This window comes from Bradyrhizobium uaiense (assembly GCF_010811875.1).
Taxonomy (GTDB): Bacteria; Pseudomonadota; Alphaproteobacteria; order Rhizobiales; family Xanthobacteraceae; genus Bradyrhizobium; species Bradyrhizobium uaiense.
The window spans coordinates 1-14,728 of record NZ_VKHP01000234.1 but is presented as its reverse complement, the minus strand read 5'-3'; the positions used below and the strand labels follow the sequence as shown (position 1 = coordinate 14,728).

Sequence of the window (14,728 nt, the reverse complement as noted above, 5' to 3'; positions counted from 1 at the left end):
TGGCCAGCGGTCTACCCGATCGCACTCAACAGGCCGGACATATGGATGCAAGCGATCCGATCTCACCAGAAAGCTCTTGTGCCACGGGGGCCGTCCACATATGGGTCCCGGCCTTCGCCGGGACGACATTCGAGTTTGCTGAGGCATCAAGAGCCATACAGTCGCATTCTCGCGACATGATCAGCCATACGTCTCCACGATGAAATCGATCAGGGCCCGCAGCTTCGGCGTCATCTTGCGGTTTTTCGGCCACAGGATCTGGCGCGCGCGGGCTTGCGTCGTGTAGTTCGGCAGGAGGATCTGCAGCCGGCCCGCGGCGATATCGTCGGCCAGCAGCTCGTCGCGCATCAGCACGATGCCGGCGCCGGCCAGCGCCGCATAGCGGATGCCGAACGCATTGTTGATCGTCAACCGACTCCCGACGTCGACATGGACTTCGCCTTCCGGTCCGAAGAAAGTCCATCTCCGCGGATCCGACCAGCCGGGATAGCGCAAGCATTCATGGTGGACGAGATCTCCTGGATGATGCGGTGTGCCGCGTTCGGCGAGATAGCGCGGCGCGGCGCAAACCACACCGGTGTAGGGCGACAGCGAACGCGACATCATCGTGGAGTCGGACAGCGTGCCGACCCGGATCGCGGCGTCGAGCCCTTCCTCGAGCAGGTCGACCATCCTGTCGCTGAGGACGAGGTCGACCGAGACTTCCGGATATCGTTTCATGAAGCTGACCAGCGCGGGCGCCAGACTGTACGATCCGAAGGCAACCGAGGTCGCGACGCGCAGCTTGCCGCGCGGCGCGCTCAAGGCTTCCTCGACCAGCGCATCGCCGGCCTCCGCCTCTACCAGCAAGTGCTTGCAGTGATCAAGATAGCTGCGGCCAAGCTCGGTCAGGCCCTGCCGCCGGGTAGACCGGTTGATCAATTGTGAGCCGAGCCGGTCCTCGAGAAAGCGGATATGCTTGCCGATCATGGTCGGCGACATCCGCAACTCCTTGGCCGCCGCGGTGAAGGAGCCGAGATCGGCAACGCGGGCGAATACGGACATGCTGGTCAGTCGGTCCATGATTGTAAACCAATGGTCATTTCAATGCGTAATATTGCGATGTTTTCAGAACGCGTGAACTGGATTTATTACCATAAGTGAGTAATCGGCGCGATGATGCGTCCGATCGCTTTGAAATGCTGCCGATTTCGCCCGGCGGGACGCGATCCCGCCCAAGGCTCGAACCAGGACAGGAGTGTCACGATGCCCTTCCAGATCATGATCAATGGGACCAGTCATTCGGTCGATGCCGACGGCGATACGCCGCTGCTGTGGGTGCTGCGCGACGTACTGGGCATGACCGGCACCAAGTTCGGCTGCGGCATGGCGCTGTGCGGCGCCTGCACGGTGCATCTCGATGACACCGCGGTGCGCTCCTGCATCACGACGATCGACAGCATCGGCGACTCCAGGATCACGACCATCGAGGCGGTCGGCAAGACGCCGGCGGGCAAGAAGATCCAGGACGCCTGGCTCGCGCACGAGGTGCCGCAATGCGGCTACTGCCAGTCCGGGCAGATCATGTCGGCCTCCGCCTTGCTCGCGAGCAAGCCGAAGCCGACCGATGCGGATATCGACGAGGCGATGTCGGGCAACATCTGCCGCTGCGGGACGTATGTCCGCATTCGCGACGCAATCAAGCAAGCCGCGCAGTCGGGAGGTTGAGCCATGACGCTGATGGACAATCTGTCTGAGCGCGCCGCCGACCTGTCGCGGCGCAACTTCCTCCGCGCCGGCGCGATCGCCGGCGGCGGCCTGCTGCTCAGCGTGAGCCTGCCGTTCGCGAGCGAGAGCGAGGCTGCGACCGGCGGTGACTTCGCGCCGAACGCCTTCATCCGGATCGGCGGCGACGGCAAGGTCGTGCTGACCATGCCCTATGTCGAGATGGGGCAGGGCACTTACACCTCGATCCCGATGCTGATCGCCGAGGAACTCGAGATCGGCCTGACGCAGGTGCAGCTCGAGCACGCGCCGCCAAGCGACAAGCTCTATGCCAACCCGATGCTCGGCGTGCAGGCCACCGGCAATTCCAACGCGATGCGCGGCTCCTGGCAGCCGATGCGGAAAGCCGGCGCCACCGCGAAAGCCATGCTGGTCGCGGCCGCCGCGAAGCGCTGGAACGTCGAGCCCGCCTCCTGCCGCGCCGAGAACGGCGAGGTGCATCACGCGGCCTCGGGACGCAAGTTGAGCTACGGTGAGCTCGCGGCCGATGCGGCGCAGATGCCGGTGCCGGAGAATGTGACGCTGAAGAACCCGGCCGATTTCAAGCTGATTGGTACGCCGGCCAAGCGGCTCGATACGCCCTCCAAGATCAACGGCTCGGCGGTCTATGGCATCGACGCCCGGCCGCCCGGGGTCAAGATCGCGACACTGGCGCAGTCGCCGGTGTTCGGCGGGCGGGTGAAGCGCGTGGATGATGCGGCGGCAAAGGCGGTCAACGGCGTGCGCCAGATCGTGAAGCTCGATGACGCCGTCGCGGTGGTGGCCGATCATATGGGAGCGGCGAAGAAGGGTCTCGCGGCGCTCACGATCGAGTGGGACGAGGGGGCCCACGCCAAGCTCGCGACATCGGACATCGCGCGCGAACTCGAAGCCGCCACCACGAAGGCGGGCGCGGTCGCGCAGAATACCGGCGACACGGACAAGGCCATGGCGGGCGCGGCGACCAAGGTCGAGGCGAGCTATCAGCTGCCGTTCCTCGCCCATGCGACGATGGAGCCGATGAACTGCACCGTGCACGTGCGCGCCGACGGTTGCGAGATCTGGGTCGGCAGCCAGGCGCTCTCGCGGGTGCAGGCGGTGGCCGCGAAGATGCTGGATTTGCCGCCGGAGAAGGTGGTGGTGCACAATCACCTGCTCGGCGGCGGCTTCGGCCGCAGGCTCGAGGTCGACGGTGTCATTCGTGCGGTGCAGATCGCCAAGCAGGTCGATGCGCCGGTCAAGGTTGTATGGACGCGCGAGGAGGACATCCAGCACGACATGTACCGGCCTTACTGGTTCGACCGGATTTCGGTCGGCCTCGATGGAGCTGGCAAGCCGGTCGCCTGGAACAACCGCTTCGCCGGCTCGTCGGTGATTGCGCGCTGGTTGCCGCCGGCGTTCCGCAACGGTCTCGATCCCGACACGACCGAAGGCGCGATCAATCTCGTCTACGACATCCCGAACTTCCATGTCGAATATGTCCGGGTCGAACCGCCGGGCATTCCGACCGCGTTCTGGCGCAGCGTCGGGCCCTCGCACAACGTGTTCGTCACCGAGAGCGTGATCGACGAGATGGCGGCGGCCGCCAAGCAGGATCCGGTCGAGTATCGCAAGGCGCTGCTCGGCAAGTCGCCGCGCGCCAGGGCGGCACTCGAGCTTGCGGCAGCCAAGGCCGGTTGGGGCGGCAAGCTGCCCGCCGGGCGCGGCCGCGGCGTGTCGCTGCAATTCGTGTTCGGCAGCTACCTTGCGCAGATTGCGGAGGTCGAGGTGGCCAAGGACGGTTCGGTCCGCGTTCACCGCGTCGTCTGCGCGATGGACTGCGGCACCGTGGTCAATCCCGATACGGTGCAGGCGCAGCTGCAGAGCGGCATCAATTTCGGCGTCACCGCCGCGCTCTACGGCGAGATCACGCTGAAGGACGGTCGCGTCGAGCAGACCAATTTCGACACATACCAGATGCTGCGCATCGACCAGGCGCCGGCGATCGAGGTCCACATCGTGCTGAGCACCGAGCCGCCCGGCGGCATGGGCGAGACCGGGACCTCGGGCATCGTGCCCGCGATCGGCAACGCGATCTTCGCGGCAACGGGCAAGCGGCTGCGCAAGATGCCGGTGGATCCGGCGGTGCTGAAGCAGGCGTGAGGCGGCGGCGCAGGCCGCCGACTGGCGCGATCGTGAAGTCGCACGGATTTGCAGGTTGCATTGATCCGTGCGACAAGCGGGCATGCATCTGAGGCGGCTCGCCAATCTCTGGATTCTGCTGCTCGTCGCGGCCGGGCTGTTGCTCGCGCCCGTGGCGCCGGCGTTTGCCCGGATTATGCCGGATCCCTCGGCCGCCGCAATGCAGGGGATGCCCGGCCACGATTCCATGTCGGGCCACGTCATGTCCGGCATGGTCATGTCGGACGAAGCCGTGTCTGACCAGGCGATGGCGGACAACATGCCGTGCTGTCCGGACCAGACCAAGAGCAAGGGCTGCGAAGACTGTCCGTTCCTCGCGCTCTGCATGCTCAGCGTCTCGCTGCCCGCGCCTGGCGGAGCGATGTCGCTGATCGCTCGCGAACCGTCGCAAAACGCCTTCGCCACGCGTGACGATCGTCTGCTCGACGATCTCGGCACCAAGCCTCCCGATCATCCACCTCGAACCCTGGTCTGACAGGCGCGTGAGCGCCTGATCGCTGACGCGTGCGCCTGATGGCGCGCGTGCCTTTGCATGCCGCTCACGCGGATCATCAGACGTATCGAGGAATCATATCCATGAAGTCTTTCCACCTTGCGCGCGCCGCGACGGCCGCGTTGATCGGTGCTGCCCTGGCCGGTGCACCCGCCCACGCCGAGATCAAGAACTACGAATTCCAGCTCGTGCAGCCGACAGTCAAGGCCGGCGCCGATCGCATCGTCACGGTGCGGCTGGTCGACAAGAGCACCGGGAAGGCCGTGCCCGACGCGGTCATCTTCTCGACCCGGCTCGACATGGCGCCCGACGGCATGCAGGAGATGGCCACCAAGGTGACGCCGATGCCGGGTACCGAGCCCGGCACCTACCGGTTCAAGGCGACCTTCGGCATGGCCGGCCGCTGGCAATTGTCGCTCGGCGCCAAGGTGCAGGGCGAGACCGGCTCGGTCGAGAACAAGCTCGTCGTCACGGCCGAGAAATGAGCCGCCGAGCAATGAGCCCCTTAACATGGGCCGGCGCTGCTGCTGCGATCGCCGCAGCGGCAGGCGTCGCATGGATCGGCCACGGCCTGCCGCCGCGACCGGTGACCGCTGCGATCGTCTCCGCCGCGCATGGGGCGGAGAGCGCTGCCCCGATCTATTATCGTGATCCCGACGGCAAGCCGCTCTACTCGGCGACGCCGAAGCAGACGCCTGACGGGCGCGCCTATCTTCCTGTGGCTGCGGATGATGATGCCGGTGCTGGCGAGCCCGAGCGATCGACCGACATCAGCGTGCCCGCTGCGAAAGGCGAGCGCAAGATCAAGTATTATCGCAATCCAATGGGCCTTCCCGATACCTCGCCGGTGCCGAAGAAGGACTCCATGGGGATGGATTACATCGCCGTCTATGACGGCGAAGACAGCGACGACGGTTCGATCACGCTGTCATCAGGCAAGATCCAGCGCACCGGCGTCAAGTCCGAGGCCGCACAGATGCGCCGCATCCGCACGCTGGTCCGTGCACCCGGCACGATCCAGCTCGACGAACGTCGCGTCTCCGTCATCGCGATGCGCGCCGAAAGTTACGTGCAGGGCGTCGCCGACGTCACGACCGGCAGCCGGGTGACGAAGGGGCAACCGTTGATGGAGATCTACAGCCCGGCGATCTCGTCCGCCGCGGCCGAATATGTCGCGACCATCACCTCGAGGGCGATCGCCGGTCTCGAGCCCTACGGTCGCGGCTCCAGGCAGCGGCTGACCAATCTCGACGTTCCCGAACCCGTCATCGCCGAGATGGAAAAAAGCCGCACCGTTCCGATCGCGATCCAGTGGCTGTCGCCGCGCGACGGCATCGTGTTGCAGCGTGCCGCGATCGAGGGCATGCGGGCGCAGCCGGGCGACGTCTTGTTCCGGATCGCCGACGTCTCAACGGTGTGGGCACTCGTCGATGTCGCCGAGCGCGATCTCGGCAGCATCGGGGTCGACCAGAAGGTCACGGTGCACGCGCGCAGCTATCCGGGCCGCAGTTTCGCCGGCCAGATCAGCGTGATCTATCCGCAGGTCAACAAGGAGACGCGCACCGCGCGTGTGCGGATCGAGTTGCAGAATGCCGATCTCGCGCTGCTTCCGGACATGTATGTCGACGCCGAGATCGATACGGGCAACGCCGCGCCGGTGCTCGCGGTGGCCGATAATTCCATCCTCGACACCGGGAGCCGCCAGACCGTGCTGCTCGATCGCGGCAACGGCCGGTTCGAGCCGCGCGAAGTGAAGCTCGGGCGGCGCGGCGAGGGCTATGTCGAAATCCGCGACGGGATCGCGGAAGGCGATGCGGTCGTCACGTCAGCGACCTTCCTGATCGATGCCGAAAGCAATCTGAAAGCGGCGATCAAGGGCTTTGCCGAAGCCGGCACTAAGCAGGCGGCGGGCGAGGGCGGGATGACGGATGGAGGCAAGCCATGATTGCCCGTGTCATTGCCTGGTCGGCACGCAATCTGCTGCTGGTGCTGTTCGGCACCGGCTTTGCGGCAGCCGCGGGCCTCTACGCGCTCGTGCATCTGCCGCTCGACGCGATTCCGGATCTCTCCGACGCCCAGGTCATCGTCTACACCGAGTATCCCGGCCAGGCGCCGCAGGTGATCGAGGACCAGGTCACCTATCCCCTGACCACGGCGATGCTGACGGTGCCGAAGTCGAAGGTCGTCCGCGGCTTCTCGTTCTTCGGTGTCTCCTTCGTCTACGTCATCTTCGAGGACGGCACGGATATCTATTGGGCACGCTCGCGTGTGCTGGAATTCCTCAATGGTGCGGCATCGCGATTGCCGGCAGGTGTGTCGCCGACCATCGGCCCCGATGCGACCGGCGTCGGCTGGGTCTACCAGTATGCCGTGATGTCGAAGCAGTTGAACCTCGCCGATACCAGAACCATTCAGGACTGGAATCTGAAATTCGCGCTGGCCAGGGCTGAAGGCGTGGCCGAGGTCGCAAGCGTCGGCGGCTTCGTCAAGCAGTACAACGTGATCCTCGATCCGCAGCGGATGCGCGACCGCGGCATCACCATGCAGCGGATGCGCGATGCGATCCGCGCCAGCAATGCCGACGTCGGCGGCCGCACCGTCGAGCTGTCCGAGCTCGAATATGTCATTCGCGGCAAGGGCTACCTGGAGGACATCAACGATCTCGGCAACGTCGTGCTGAAGGCCGACAACGGCACGCCGGTGCTGCTGCGCGACGTCGCCCGCGTCGAGCTCGGTCCCGACGAGCGGCGCGGCATCGCCGAGCTGAACGGCGAGGGCGAGGTGGCAAGCGGCATCGTGCTGCAACGCTTCGGCGTCAACGCGCTCGACGTCATCGAAAACGTCAAGAAGCGCTTCAAGGAGATCGCGACCAGCGCGCTGCGGACATGCAGCAGGAACACGATGCAGACCAGCGCCACCACGATGCTCTCCTCGAACAACGTGCGCTTCAGCGTATCGATCGCCGCATAGATCAGGTTGGAACGGTCATAGACCGGCACGATCTCGACCGATTTCGGCAGGCTGGTCGCGATCTCCTTGAAGCGCTTCTTGACGTTTTCGATGACGTCGAGCGCGTTGACGCCGAAGCGTTGCAGCACGATGCCGCTTGCCACCTCGCCCTCGCCGTTCAGCTCGGCGATGCCGCGCCGCTCGTCGGGACCGAGCTCGACGCGGGCGACGTCGCGCAGCAGCACCGGCGTGCCGTTGTCGGCCTTCAGCACGACGTTGCCGAGATCGTTGATGTCCTTCAGGTAGCCCTTGCCGCGAATGACATATTCGAACTCGGACAGCTCGACGGTGCGGCCGCCGACGTCGGCATTGCTGGCGCGGATCGCATCGCGCATCCGCTGCATGGTGATGCCGCGGTCGCGCATCCGCTGCGGATCGAGGATCACGTTGTACTGCTTGACGAAGCCGCCGACGCTTGCGACCTCGGCCACGCCTTCAGCCCTGGCCAGCGCGAATTTCAGATTCCAGTCCTGAATGGTTCTCGTATCGGCGAGGTTCCACTGCCTCGACATCACGGCATACTGGTAGACCCAGCCGACGCCGGTCGCATCGGGGCCGATGGTCGGCGACACACCTGCCGGCAATCGCGATGCCGCACCATTGAGGAATTCCAGCACACGCGAGCGTGCCCAATAGATATCCGTGCCGTCCTCGAAGATGACGTAGACGAAGGAGACACCGAAGAACGAGAAGCCGCGGACGACCTTCGACTTCGGCACCGTCAGCATCGCCGTGGTCAGGGGATAGGTGACCTGGTCCTCGATCACCTGCGGCGCCTGGCCGGGATACTCGGTGTAGACGATGACCTGGGCGTCGGAGAGATCCGGAATCGCGTCGAGCGGCAGATGCACGAGCGCGTAGAGGCCCGCGGCTGCCGCAAAGCCGGTGCCGAACAGCACCAGCAGCAGATTGCGTGCCGACCAGGCAATGACACGGGCAATCATGGCTTGCCTCCATCCGTCATCCCGCCCTCGCCCGCCGCCTGCTTAGTGCCGGCTTCGGCAAAGCCCTTGATCGCCGCTTTCAGATTGCTTTCGGCATCGATCAGGAAGGTCGCTGACGTGACGACCGCATCGCCTTCCGCGATCCCGTCGCGGATTTCGACATAGCCCTCGCCGCGCCGCCCGAGCTTCACTTCGCGCGGCTCGAACCGGCCGTTGCCGCGATCGAGCAGCACGGTCTGGCGGCTCCCGGTGTCGAGGATGGAATTATCGGCCACCGCGAGCACCGGCGCGGCGTTGCCCGTATCGATCTCGGCGTCGACATACATGTCCGGAAGCAGCGCGAGATCGGCATTCTGCAACTCGATCCGCACACGCGCGGTGCGCGTCTCCTTGTTGACCTGCGGATAGATCACGCTGATCTGGCCGGCGAAACTGCGGCCCGGATAGCTGCGCGCGTGCACCGTGACCTTCTGGTCGACCCCGATGCTGCCGAGATCGCGCTCGGCGACATCGACGAGTGCCCACACCGTTGAGACGTCGGCGATCCGGAACAAGACGTCGCCCGGCTGCGCCCGCATGCCCTCGATCGCGGCACGCTGCAACACGATGCCGTCGCGCGGCGACAGCCACTGGATCGCGATCGGAACGGTGCGGCTTTTTTCCATCTCGGCGATGACGGGTTCGGGAACGTCGAGATTGGTCAGCCGCTGCCTGGAGCCGCGACCGTAGGGCTCGAGACCGGCGATCGCCCTCGAGGTGATGGTCGCGACATATTCGGCCGCGGCGGACGAGATCGCCGGGCTGTAGATCTCCATCAACGGTTGCCCCTTCGTCACCCGGCTGCCGGTCGTGACGTCGGCGACGCCCTGCACGTAACTTTCGGCGCGCATCGCGATGACGGAGACGCGACGTTCGTCGAGCTGGATCGTGCCGGGTGCACGGACCAGCGTGCGGATGCGGCGCATCTGTGCGGCCTCGGACTTGACGCCGGTGCGCTGGATCTTGCCTGATGACAGCGTGATCGAACCGTCGTCGCTGTCTTCGCCGTCATAGACGGCGATGTAATCCATCCCCATGGAGTCCTTCTTCGGCACCGGCGAGGTATCGGGAAGGCCCATTGGATTGCGATAATACTTGATCTTGCGCTCGCCTTTCGCAGCGGGCACGCTGATGTCGGTCGATCGCTCGGGCTCGCCAGCACCGGCATCATCATCCGCAGCCACAGGAAGATAGGCGCGCCCGTCAGGCGTCTGCTTCGGCGTCGCCGAGTAGAGCGGCTTGCCGTCGGGATCACGATAATAGATCGGGGCAGCGCTCTCCGCCCCATGCGCGGCGGAGACGATCGCAGCGGTCACCGGTCGCGGCGGCAGGCCGTGGCCGATCCATGCGACGCCTGCCGCTGCGGCGATCGCAGCAGCAGCGCCGGCCCATGTTAAGGGGCTCATTGCTCGGCGGCTCATTTCTCGGCCGTGACGACGAGCTTGTTCTCGACCGAGCCGGTCTCGCCCTGCACCTTGGCGCCGAGCGACAATTGCCAGCGGCCGGCCATGCCGAAGGTCGCCTTGAACCGGTAGGTGCCGGGCTCGGTACCCGGCATCGGCGTCACCTTGGTGGCCATCTCCTGCATGCCGTCGGGCGCCATGTCGAGCCGGGTCGAGAAGATGACCGCGTCGGGCACGGCCTTCCCGGTGCTCTTGTCGACCAGCCGCACCGTGACGATGCGATCGGCGCCGGCCTTGACTGTCGGCTGCACGAGCTGGAATTCGTAGTTCTTGATCTCGGCGTGGGCGGGTGCACCGGCCAGGGCAGCACCGATCAACGCGGCCGTCGCGGCGCGCGCAAGGTGGAAAGACTTCATGGATATGATTCCTCGATACGTCTGATGATCCGCGTGAGCGGCATGCAAAGGCACGCGCGCCATCAGGCGCACGCGTCAGCGATCAGGCGCTCACGCGCCTGTCAGACCAGGGTTCGAGGTGGATGATCGGGAGGCTTGGTGCCGAGATCGTCGAGCAGACGATCGTCACGCGTGGCGAAGGCGTTTTGCGACGGTTCGCGAGCGATCAGCGACATCGCTCCGCCAGGCGCGGGCAGCGAGACGCTGAGCATGCAGAGCGCGAGGAACGGACAGTCTTCGCAGCCCTTGCTCTTGGTCTGGTCCGGACAGCACGGCATGTTGTCCGCCATCGCCTGGTCAGACACGGCTTCGTCCGACATGACCATGCCGGACATGACGTGGCCCGACATGGAATCGTGGCCGGGCATCCCCTGCATTGCGGCGGCCGAGGGATCCGGCATAATCCGGGCAAACGCCGGCGCCACGGGCGCGAGCAACAGCCCGGCCGCGACGAGCAGCAGAATCCAGAGATTGGCGAGCCGCCTCAGATGCATGCCCGCTTGTCGCACGGATCAATGCAACCTGCAAATCCGTGCGACTTCACGATCGCGCCAGTCGGCGGCCTGCGCCGCCGCCTCACGCCTGCTTCAGCACCGCCGGATCCACCGGCATCTTGCGCAGCCGCTTGCCCGTTGCCGCGAAGATCGCGTTGCCGATCGCGGGCACGATGCCCGAGGTCCCGGTCTCGCCCATGCCGCCGGGCGGCTCGGTGCTCAGCACGATGTGGACCTCGATCGCCGGCGCCTGGTCGATGCGCAGCATCTGGTATGTGTCGAAATTGGTCTGCTCGACGCGACCGTCCTTCAGCGTGATCTCGCCGTAGAGCGCGGCGGTGACGCCGAAATTGATGCCGCTCTGCAGCTGCGCCTGCACCGTATCGGGATTGACCACGGTGCCGCAGTCCATCGCGCAGACGACGCGGTGAACGCGGACCGAACCGTCCTTGGCCACCTCGACCTCCGCAATCTGCGCAAGGTAGCTGCCGAACACGAATTGCAGCGACACGCCGCGGCCGCGCCCGGCGGGCAGCTTGCCGCCCCAACCGGCCTTGGCTGCCGCAAGCTCGAGTGCCGCCCTGGCGCGCGGCGACTTGCCGAGCAGCGCCTTGCGATACTCGACCGGATCCTGCTTGGCGGCCGCCGCCATCTCGTCGATCACGCTCTCGGTGACGAACACGTTGTGCGAGGGCCCGACGCTGCGCCAGAACGCGGTCGGAATGCCCGGCGGTTCGACCCGGACATATTCGACATGGAAGTTCGGGATGTCGTAGACGAGATTGATCGCGCCTTCGGTCGTGTCGGGATCGAGACCGTTGCGGAACGCCGGCGGCAACCAGCGCGCAATCACCGACGAGCCGGCGAAGCGGTTGTTCCAGGCGACCGGCTTGCCAGCTCCATCGAGGCCGACCGAAATCCGGTCGAACCAGTAAGGCCGGTACATGTCGTGCTGGATGTCCTCCTCGCGCGTCCATACAACCTTGACCGGCGCATCGACCTGCTTGGCGATCTGCACCGCACGAATGACACCGTCGACCTCGAGCCTGCGGCCGAAGCCGCCGCCGAGCAGGTGATTGTGCACCACCACCTTCTCCGGCGGCAAATCCAGCATCTTCGCGGCCACCGCCTGCACCCGCGAGAGCGCCTGGCTGCCGACCCAGATCTCGCAACCGTCGGCGCGCACGTGCACGGTGCAGTTCATCGGCTCCATCGTCGCATGGGCGAGGAACGGCAGCTGATAGCTCGCCTCGACCTTGGTCGCCGCGCCCGCCATGGCCTTGTCCGTGTCGCCGGTATTCTGCGCGACCGCGCCCGCCTTCGTGGTGGCGGCTTCGAGTTCGCGCGCGATGTCCGATGTCGCGAGCTTGGCGTGGGCCCCCTCGTCCCACTCGATCGTGAGCGCCGCGAGACCCTTCTTCGCCGCTCCCATATGATCGGCCACCACCGCGACGGCGTCATCGAGCTTCACGATCTGGCGCACGCCGTTGACCGCCTTTGCCGCCGCATCATCCACGCGCTTCACCCGCCCGCCGAACACCGGCGACTGCGCCAGTGTCGCGATCTTGACCCCGGGCGGCCGGGCGTCGATGCCATAGACCGCCGAGCCGTTGATCTTGGAGGGCGTATCGAGCCGCTTGGCCGGCGTACCAATCAGCTTGAAATCGGCCGGGTTCTTCAGCGTCACATTCTCCGGCACCGGCATCTGCGCCGCATCGGCCGCGAGCTCACCGTAGCTCAACTTGCGTCCCGAGGCCGCGTGATGCACCTCGCCGTTCTCGGCGCGGCAGGAGGCGGGCTCGACGTTCCAGCGCTTCGCGGCGGCCGCGACCAGCATGGCTTTCGCGGTGGCGCCGGCTTTCCGCATCGGCTGCCAGGAGCCGCGCATCGCGTTGGAATTGCCGGTGGCCTGCACGCCGAGCATCGGGTTGGCATAGAGCTTGTCGCTTGGCGGCGCGTGCTCGAGCTGCACCTGCGTCAGGCCGATCTCGAGTTCCTCGGCGATCAGCATCGGGATCGAGGTGTAAGTGCCCTGCCCCATCTCGACATAGGGCATGGTCAGCACGACCTTGCCGTCGCCGCCGATCCGGATGAAGGCGTTCGGCGCGAAGTCACCGCCGGTCGCAGCCTCGCTCTCGCTCGCGAACGGCAGGCTCACGCTGAGCAGCAGGCCGCCGCCGGCGATCGCGCCGGCGCGGAGGAAGTTGCGCCGCGACAGGTCGGCGGCGCGCTCAGACAGATTGTCCATCAGCGTCATGGCTCAACCTCCCGACTGCGCGGCTTGCTTGATTGCGTCGCGAATGCGGACATACGTCCCGCAGCGGCAGATGTTGCCCGACATCGCCTCGTCGATATCCGCATCGGTCGGCTTCGGCTTGCTCGCGAGCAAGGCGGAGGCCGACATGATCTGCCCGGACTGGCAGTAGCCGCATTGCGGCACCTCGTGCGCGAGCCAGGCGTCCTGGATCTTCTTGCCCGCCGGCGTCTTGCCGACCGCCTCGATGGTCGTGATCCTGGAGTCGCCGATGCTGTCGATCGTCGTGATGCAGGAGCGCACCGCGGTGTCATCGAGATGCACCGTGCAGGCGCCGCACAGCGCCATGCCGCAGCCGAACTTGGTGCCGGTCATGCCCAGTACGTCGCGCAGCACCCACAGCAGCGGCGTATCGCCGTCGGCATCGACCGAATGACTGGTCCCATTGATCATGATCTGGAAGGGCATCGTGACACTCCTGTCCTGGTTCGAGCCTTGGGCGGGATCGCGTCCCGCCGGGCGAAATCGGCAGCATTTCAAAGCGATCGGACGCATCATCGCGCCGATTACTCACTTATGGTAATAAATCCAGTTCACGCGTTCTGAAAACATCGCAATATTACGCATTGAAATGACCATTGGTTTACAATCATGGACCGACTGACCAGCATGTCCGTATTCGCCCGCGTTGCCGATCTCGGCTCCTTCACCGCGGCGGCCAAGGAGTTGCGGATGTCGCCGACCATGATCGGCAAGCATATCCGCTTTCTCGAGGACCGGCTCGGCTCACAATTGATCAACCGGTCTACCCGGCGGCAGGGCCTGACCGAGCTTGGCCGCAGCTATCTTGATCACTGCAAGCACTTGCTGGTAGAGGCGGAGGCCGGCGATGCGCTGGTCGAGGAAGCCTTGAGCGCGCCGCGCGGCAAGCTGCGCGTCGCGACCTCGGTTGCCTTCGGATCGTACAGTCTGGCGCCCGCGCTGGTCAGCTTCATGAAACGATATCCGGAAGTCTCGGTCGACCTCGTCCTCAGCGACAGGATGGTCGACCTGCTCGAGGAAGGGCTCGACGCCGCGATCCGGGTCGGCACGCTGTCCGACTCCACGATGATGTCGCGTTCGCTGTCGCCCTACACCGGTGTGGTTTGCGCCGCGCCGCGCTATCTCGCCGAACGCGGCACACCGCATCATCCAGGAGATCTCGTCCACCATGAATGCTTGCGCTATCCCGGCTGGTCGGATCCGCGGAGATGGACTTTCTTCGGACCGGAAGGCGAAGTCCATGTCGACGTCGGGAGTCGGTTGACGATCAACAATGCGTTCGGCATCCGCTATGCGGCGCTGGCCGGCGCCGGCATCGTGCTGATGCGCGACGAGCTGCTGGCCGACGATATCGCCGCGGGCCGGCTGCAGATCCTCCTGCCGAACTACACGACGCAAGCCCGCGCGCGCCAGATCCTGTGGCCGAAAAACCGCAAGATGACGCCGAAGCTGCGGGCCCTGATCGATTTCATCGTGGAGACGTATGGCTGATCATGTCGCGAGAATGCGACTGTATGGCTCTTGATGCCTCAGCAAACTCGAATGTCGTCCCGGCGAAGGCCGGGACCCATATGTGGACGGCCCCCGTGGCACAAGAGCTTTCTGGTGAGATCGGATCGCTTGCATCCATATGTCCGGCCTGTTGAGTGCGATCGGGTAGACCGCTGGCCA

13 protein-coding genes and 1 pseudogene are annotated in these 14,728 nt (G+C 65.5%); 7 read left to right on the top strand and 7 right to left on the bottom strand.

Annotated features, from left to right (window positions below; all coding sequences use genetic code 11):
- Window positions 1-180: 180 nt before the first annotated feature.
- Window positions 181-1,062: a LysR substrate-binding domain-containing protein gene (locus FNJ47_RS37320; RefSeq protein ID WP_163160850.1), complete on the bottom strand. Its 882-nt coding sequence runs from the start codon at window positions 1,060-1,062 to the stop codon at window positions 181-183.
- A 183-nt stretch (window positions 1,063-1,245) separates the two neighbouring features.
- On the opposite strand from FNJ47_RS37320, the gene FNJ47_RS37315 reads away from it, so the two are divergent.
- The 6 genes from FNJ47_RS37315 (at window position 1,246) to FNJ47_RS37290 (ending at window position 7,387) form a co-directional block, all read left to right on the top strand.
- The gene (locus FNJ47_RS37315) at window positions 1,246-1,707 is read left to right on the top strand and encodes a (2Fe-2S)-binding protein (protein WP_163160851.1); all 462 of its coding nucleotides are present in this window, start codon (window positions 1,246-1,248) and stop codon (window positions 1,705-1,707) included.
- 3 nt (window positions 1,708-1,710) lie between these two features.
- On the top strand, window positions 1,711-3,885 hold the full coding sequence (locus tag FNJ47_RS37310; RefSeq protein ID WP_163160852.1) for a xanthine dehydrogenase family protein molybdopterin-binding subunit: 2,175 nt from the start codon (window positions 1,711-1,713) through the stop codon (window positions 3,883-3,885).
- Window positions 3,886-3,967: 82 nt separating this feature from the next.
- The gene (locus tag FNJ47_RS37305; protein ID WP_163160853.1) at window positions 3,968-4,399 is read left to right on the top strand and encodes a hypothetical protein; all 432 of its coding nucleotides are present in this window, start codon (window positions 3,968-3,970) and stop codon (window positions 4,397-4,399) included.
- A 101-nt stretch (window positions 4,400-4,500) separates the two neighbouring features.
- Entirely contained in the window at window positions 4,501-4,902 is a 402-nt protein-coding gene (locus FNJ47_RS37300; RefSeq protein WP_163160854.1) for a FixH family protein, read from the top strand.
- 11 nt (window positions 4,903-4,913) lie between these two features.
- The gene (locus tag FNJ47_RS37295; RefSeq protein ID WP_163160855.1) at window positions 4,914-6,362 is read left to right on the top strand and encodes an efflux RND transporter periplasmic adaptor subunit; all 1,449 of its coding nucleotides are present in this window, start codon (window positions 4,914-4,916) and stop codon (window positions 6,360-6,362) included.
- Complete coding sequence (locus tag FNJ47_RS37290; protein WP_236000313.1) at window positions 6,359-7,387, top strand: efflux RND transporter permease subunit; 1,029 nt, start codon at window positions 6,359-6,361, stop codon at window positions 7,385-7,387. The genes FNJ47_RS37295 and FNJ47_RS37290 overlap by 4 nt, the downstream gene beginning before the upstream one ends.
- Here FNJ47_RS37290 and FNJ47_RS37285 read toward each other — a convergent pair.
- The 6 genes and pseudogenes from FNJ47_RS37285 to FNJ47_RS37260 form a co-directional block, all read right to left on the bottom strand.
- A pseudogene (locus tag FNJ47_RS37285) lies at window positions 7,279-8,370 on the bottom strand (efflux RND transporter permease subunit); the annotation flags it as partial. The gene FNJ47_RS37290 and the pseudogene FNJ47_RS37285 sit on opposite strands and share 109 nt — an antisense overlap.
- A complete protein-coding gene (locus FNJ47_RS37280; protein ID WP_163160855.1) occupies window positions 8,367-9,815 on the bottom strand; it encodes an efflux RND transporter periplasmic adaptor subunit in 1,449 nt (482 codons plus the stop codon). The gene FNJ47_RS37280 and the pseudogene FNJ47_RS37285, both read right to left, overlap by 4 nt.
- 11 nt (window positions 9,816-9,826) lie before the next feature.
- Complete coding sequence (locus FNJ47_RS37275) at window positions 9,827-10,228, bottom strand: FixH family protein (protein ID WP_163160854.1); 402 nt, start codon at window positions 10,226-10,228, stop codon at window positions 9,827-9,829.
- Window positions 10,229-10,329: 101 nt separating this feature from the next.
- The gene (locus FNJ47_RS37270; RefSeq protein WP_163160853.1) at window positions 10,330-10,761 is read right to left on the bottom strand and encodes a hypothetical protein; all 432 of its coding nucleotides are present in this window, start codon (window positions 10,759-10,761) and stop codon (window positions 10,330-10,332) included.
- Between the two features lie 82 nt (window positions 10,762-10,843).
- The gene (locus FNJ47_RS37265; protein ID WP_163160852.1) at window positions 10,844-13,018 is read right to left on the bottom strand and encodes a xanthine dehydrogenase family protein molybdopterin-binding subunit; all 2,175 of its coding nucleotides are present in this window, start codon (window positions 13,016-13,018) and stop codon (window positions 10,844-10,846) included.
- A gap of 3 nt (window positions 13,019-13,021) precedes the next feature.
- Window positions 13,022-13,483, bottom strand: coding sequence for a (2Fe-2S)-binding protein (locus FNJ47_RS37260; RefSeq protein ID WP_163160851.1), 462 nt, complete (start codon window positions 13,481-13,483; stop codon window positions 13,022-13,024).
- Between the two features lie 183 nt (window positions 13,484-13,666).
- Between FNJ47_RS37260 and FNJ47_RS37255 the strand changes: the two genes are divergently transcribed.
- A complete protein-coding gene (locus tag FNJ47_RS37255; RefSeq protein ID WP_163160850.1) occupies window positions 13,667-14,548 on the top strand; it encodes a LysR substrate-binding domain-containing protein in 882 nt (293 codons plus the stop codon).
- Window positions 14,549-14,728 lie beyond the last annotated feature (180 nt).

Bases quoted from the DNA above. Each gene is read 5' to 3' on its own strand.
- FNJ47_RS37295 (WP_163160855.1), top strand. From the start codon at position 4,914: ATGAGCCCCTTAACATGGGCCGGCGCTGCTGCTGCGATCGCCGCAGCG.
- FNJ47_RS37290 (WP_236000313.1), top strand. From the start codon at position 6,359: ATGATTGCCCGTGTCATTGCCTGGTCGGCACGCAATCTGCTGCTGGTG.
- FNJ47_RS37300 (WP_163160854.1), top strand. From the start codon at position 4,501: ATGAAGTCTTTCCACCTTGCGCGCGCCGCGACGGCCGCGTTGATCGGT.
- FNJ47_RS37270 (WP_163160853.1), bottom strand. From the start codon at position 10,761: ATGCATCTGAGGCGGCTCGCCAATCTCTGGATTCTGCTGCTCGTCGCG.
- FNJ47_RS37265 (WP_163160852.1), bottom strand. From the start codon at position 13,018: ATGACGCTGATGGACAATCTGTCTGAGCGCGCCGCCGACCTGTCGCGG.
- FNJ47_RS37310 (WP_163160852.1), top strand. From the start codon at position 1,711: ATGACGCTGATGGACAATCTGTCTGAGCGCGCCGCCGACCTGTCGCGG.
- FNJ47_RS37275 (WP_163160854.1), bottom strand. From the start codon at position 10,228: ATGAAGTCTTTCCACCTTGCGCGCGCCGCGACGGCCGCGTTGATCGGT.
- FNJ47_RS37260 (WP_163160851.1), bottom strand. From the start codon at position 13,483: ATGCCCTTCCAGATCATGATCAATGGGACCAGTCATTCGGTCGATGCC.
- FNJ47_RS37255 (WP_163160850.1), top strand. From the start codon at position 13,667: ATGGACCGACTGACCAGCATGTCCGTATTCGCCCGCGTTGCCGATCTC.
- FNJ47_RS37315 (WP_163160851.1), top strand. From the start codon at position 1,246: ATGCCCTTCCAGATCATGATCAATGGGACCAGTCATTCGGTCGATGCC.
- FNJ47_RS37305 (WP_163160853.1), top strand. From the start codon at position 3,968: ATGCATCTGAGGCGGCTCGCCAATCTCTGGATTCTGCTGCTCGTCGCG.
- FNJ47_RS37320 (WP_163160850.1), bottom strand. From the start codon at position 1,062: ATGGACCGACTGACCAGCATGTCCGTATTCGCCCGCGTTGCCGATCTC.
- FNJ47_RS37280 (WP_163160855.1), bottom strand. From the start codon at position 9,815: ATGAGCCCCTTAACATGGGCCGGCGCTGCTGCTGCGATCGCCGCAGCG.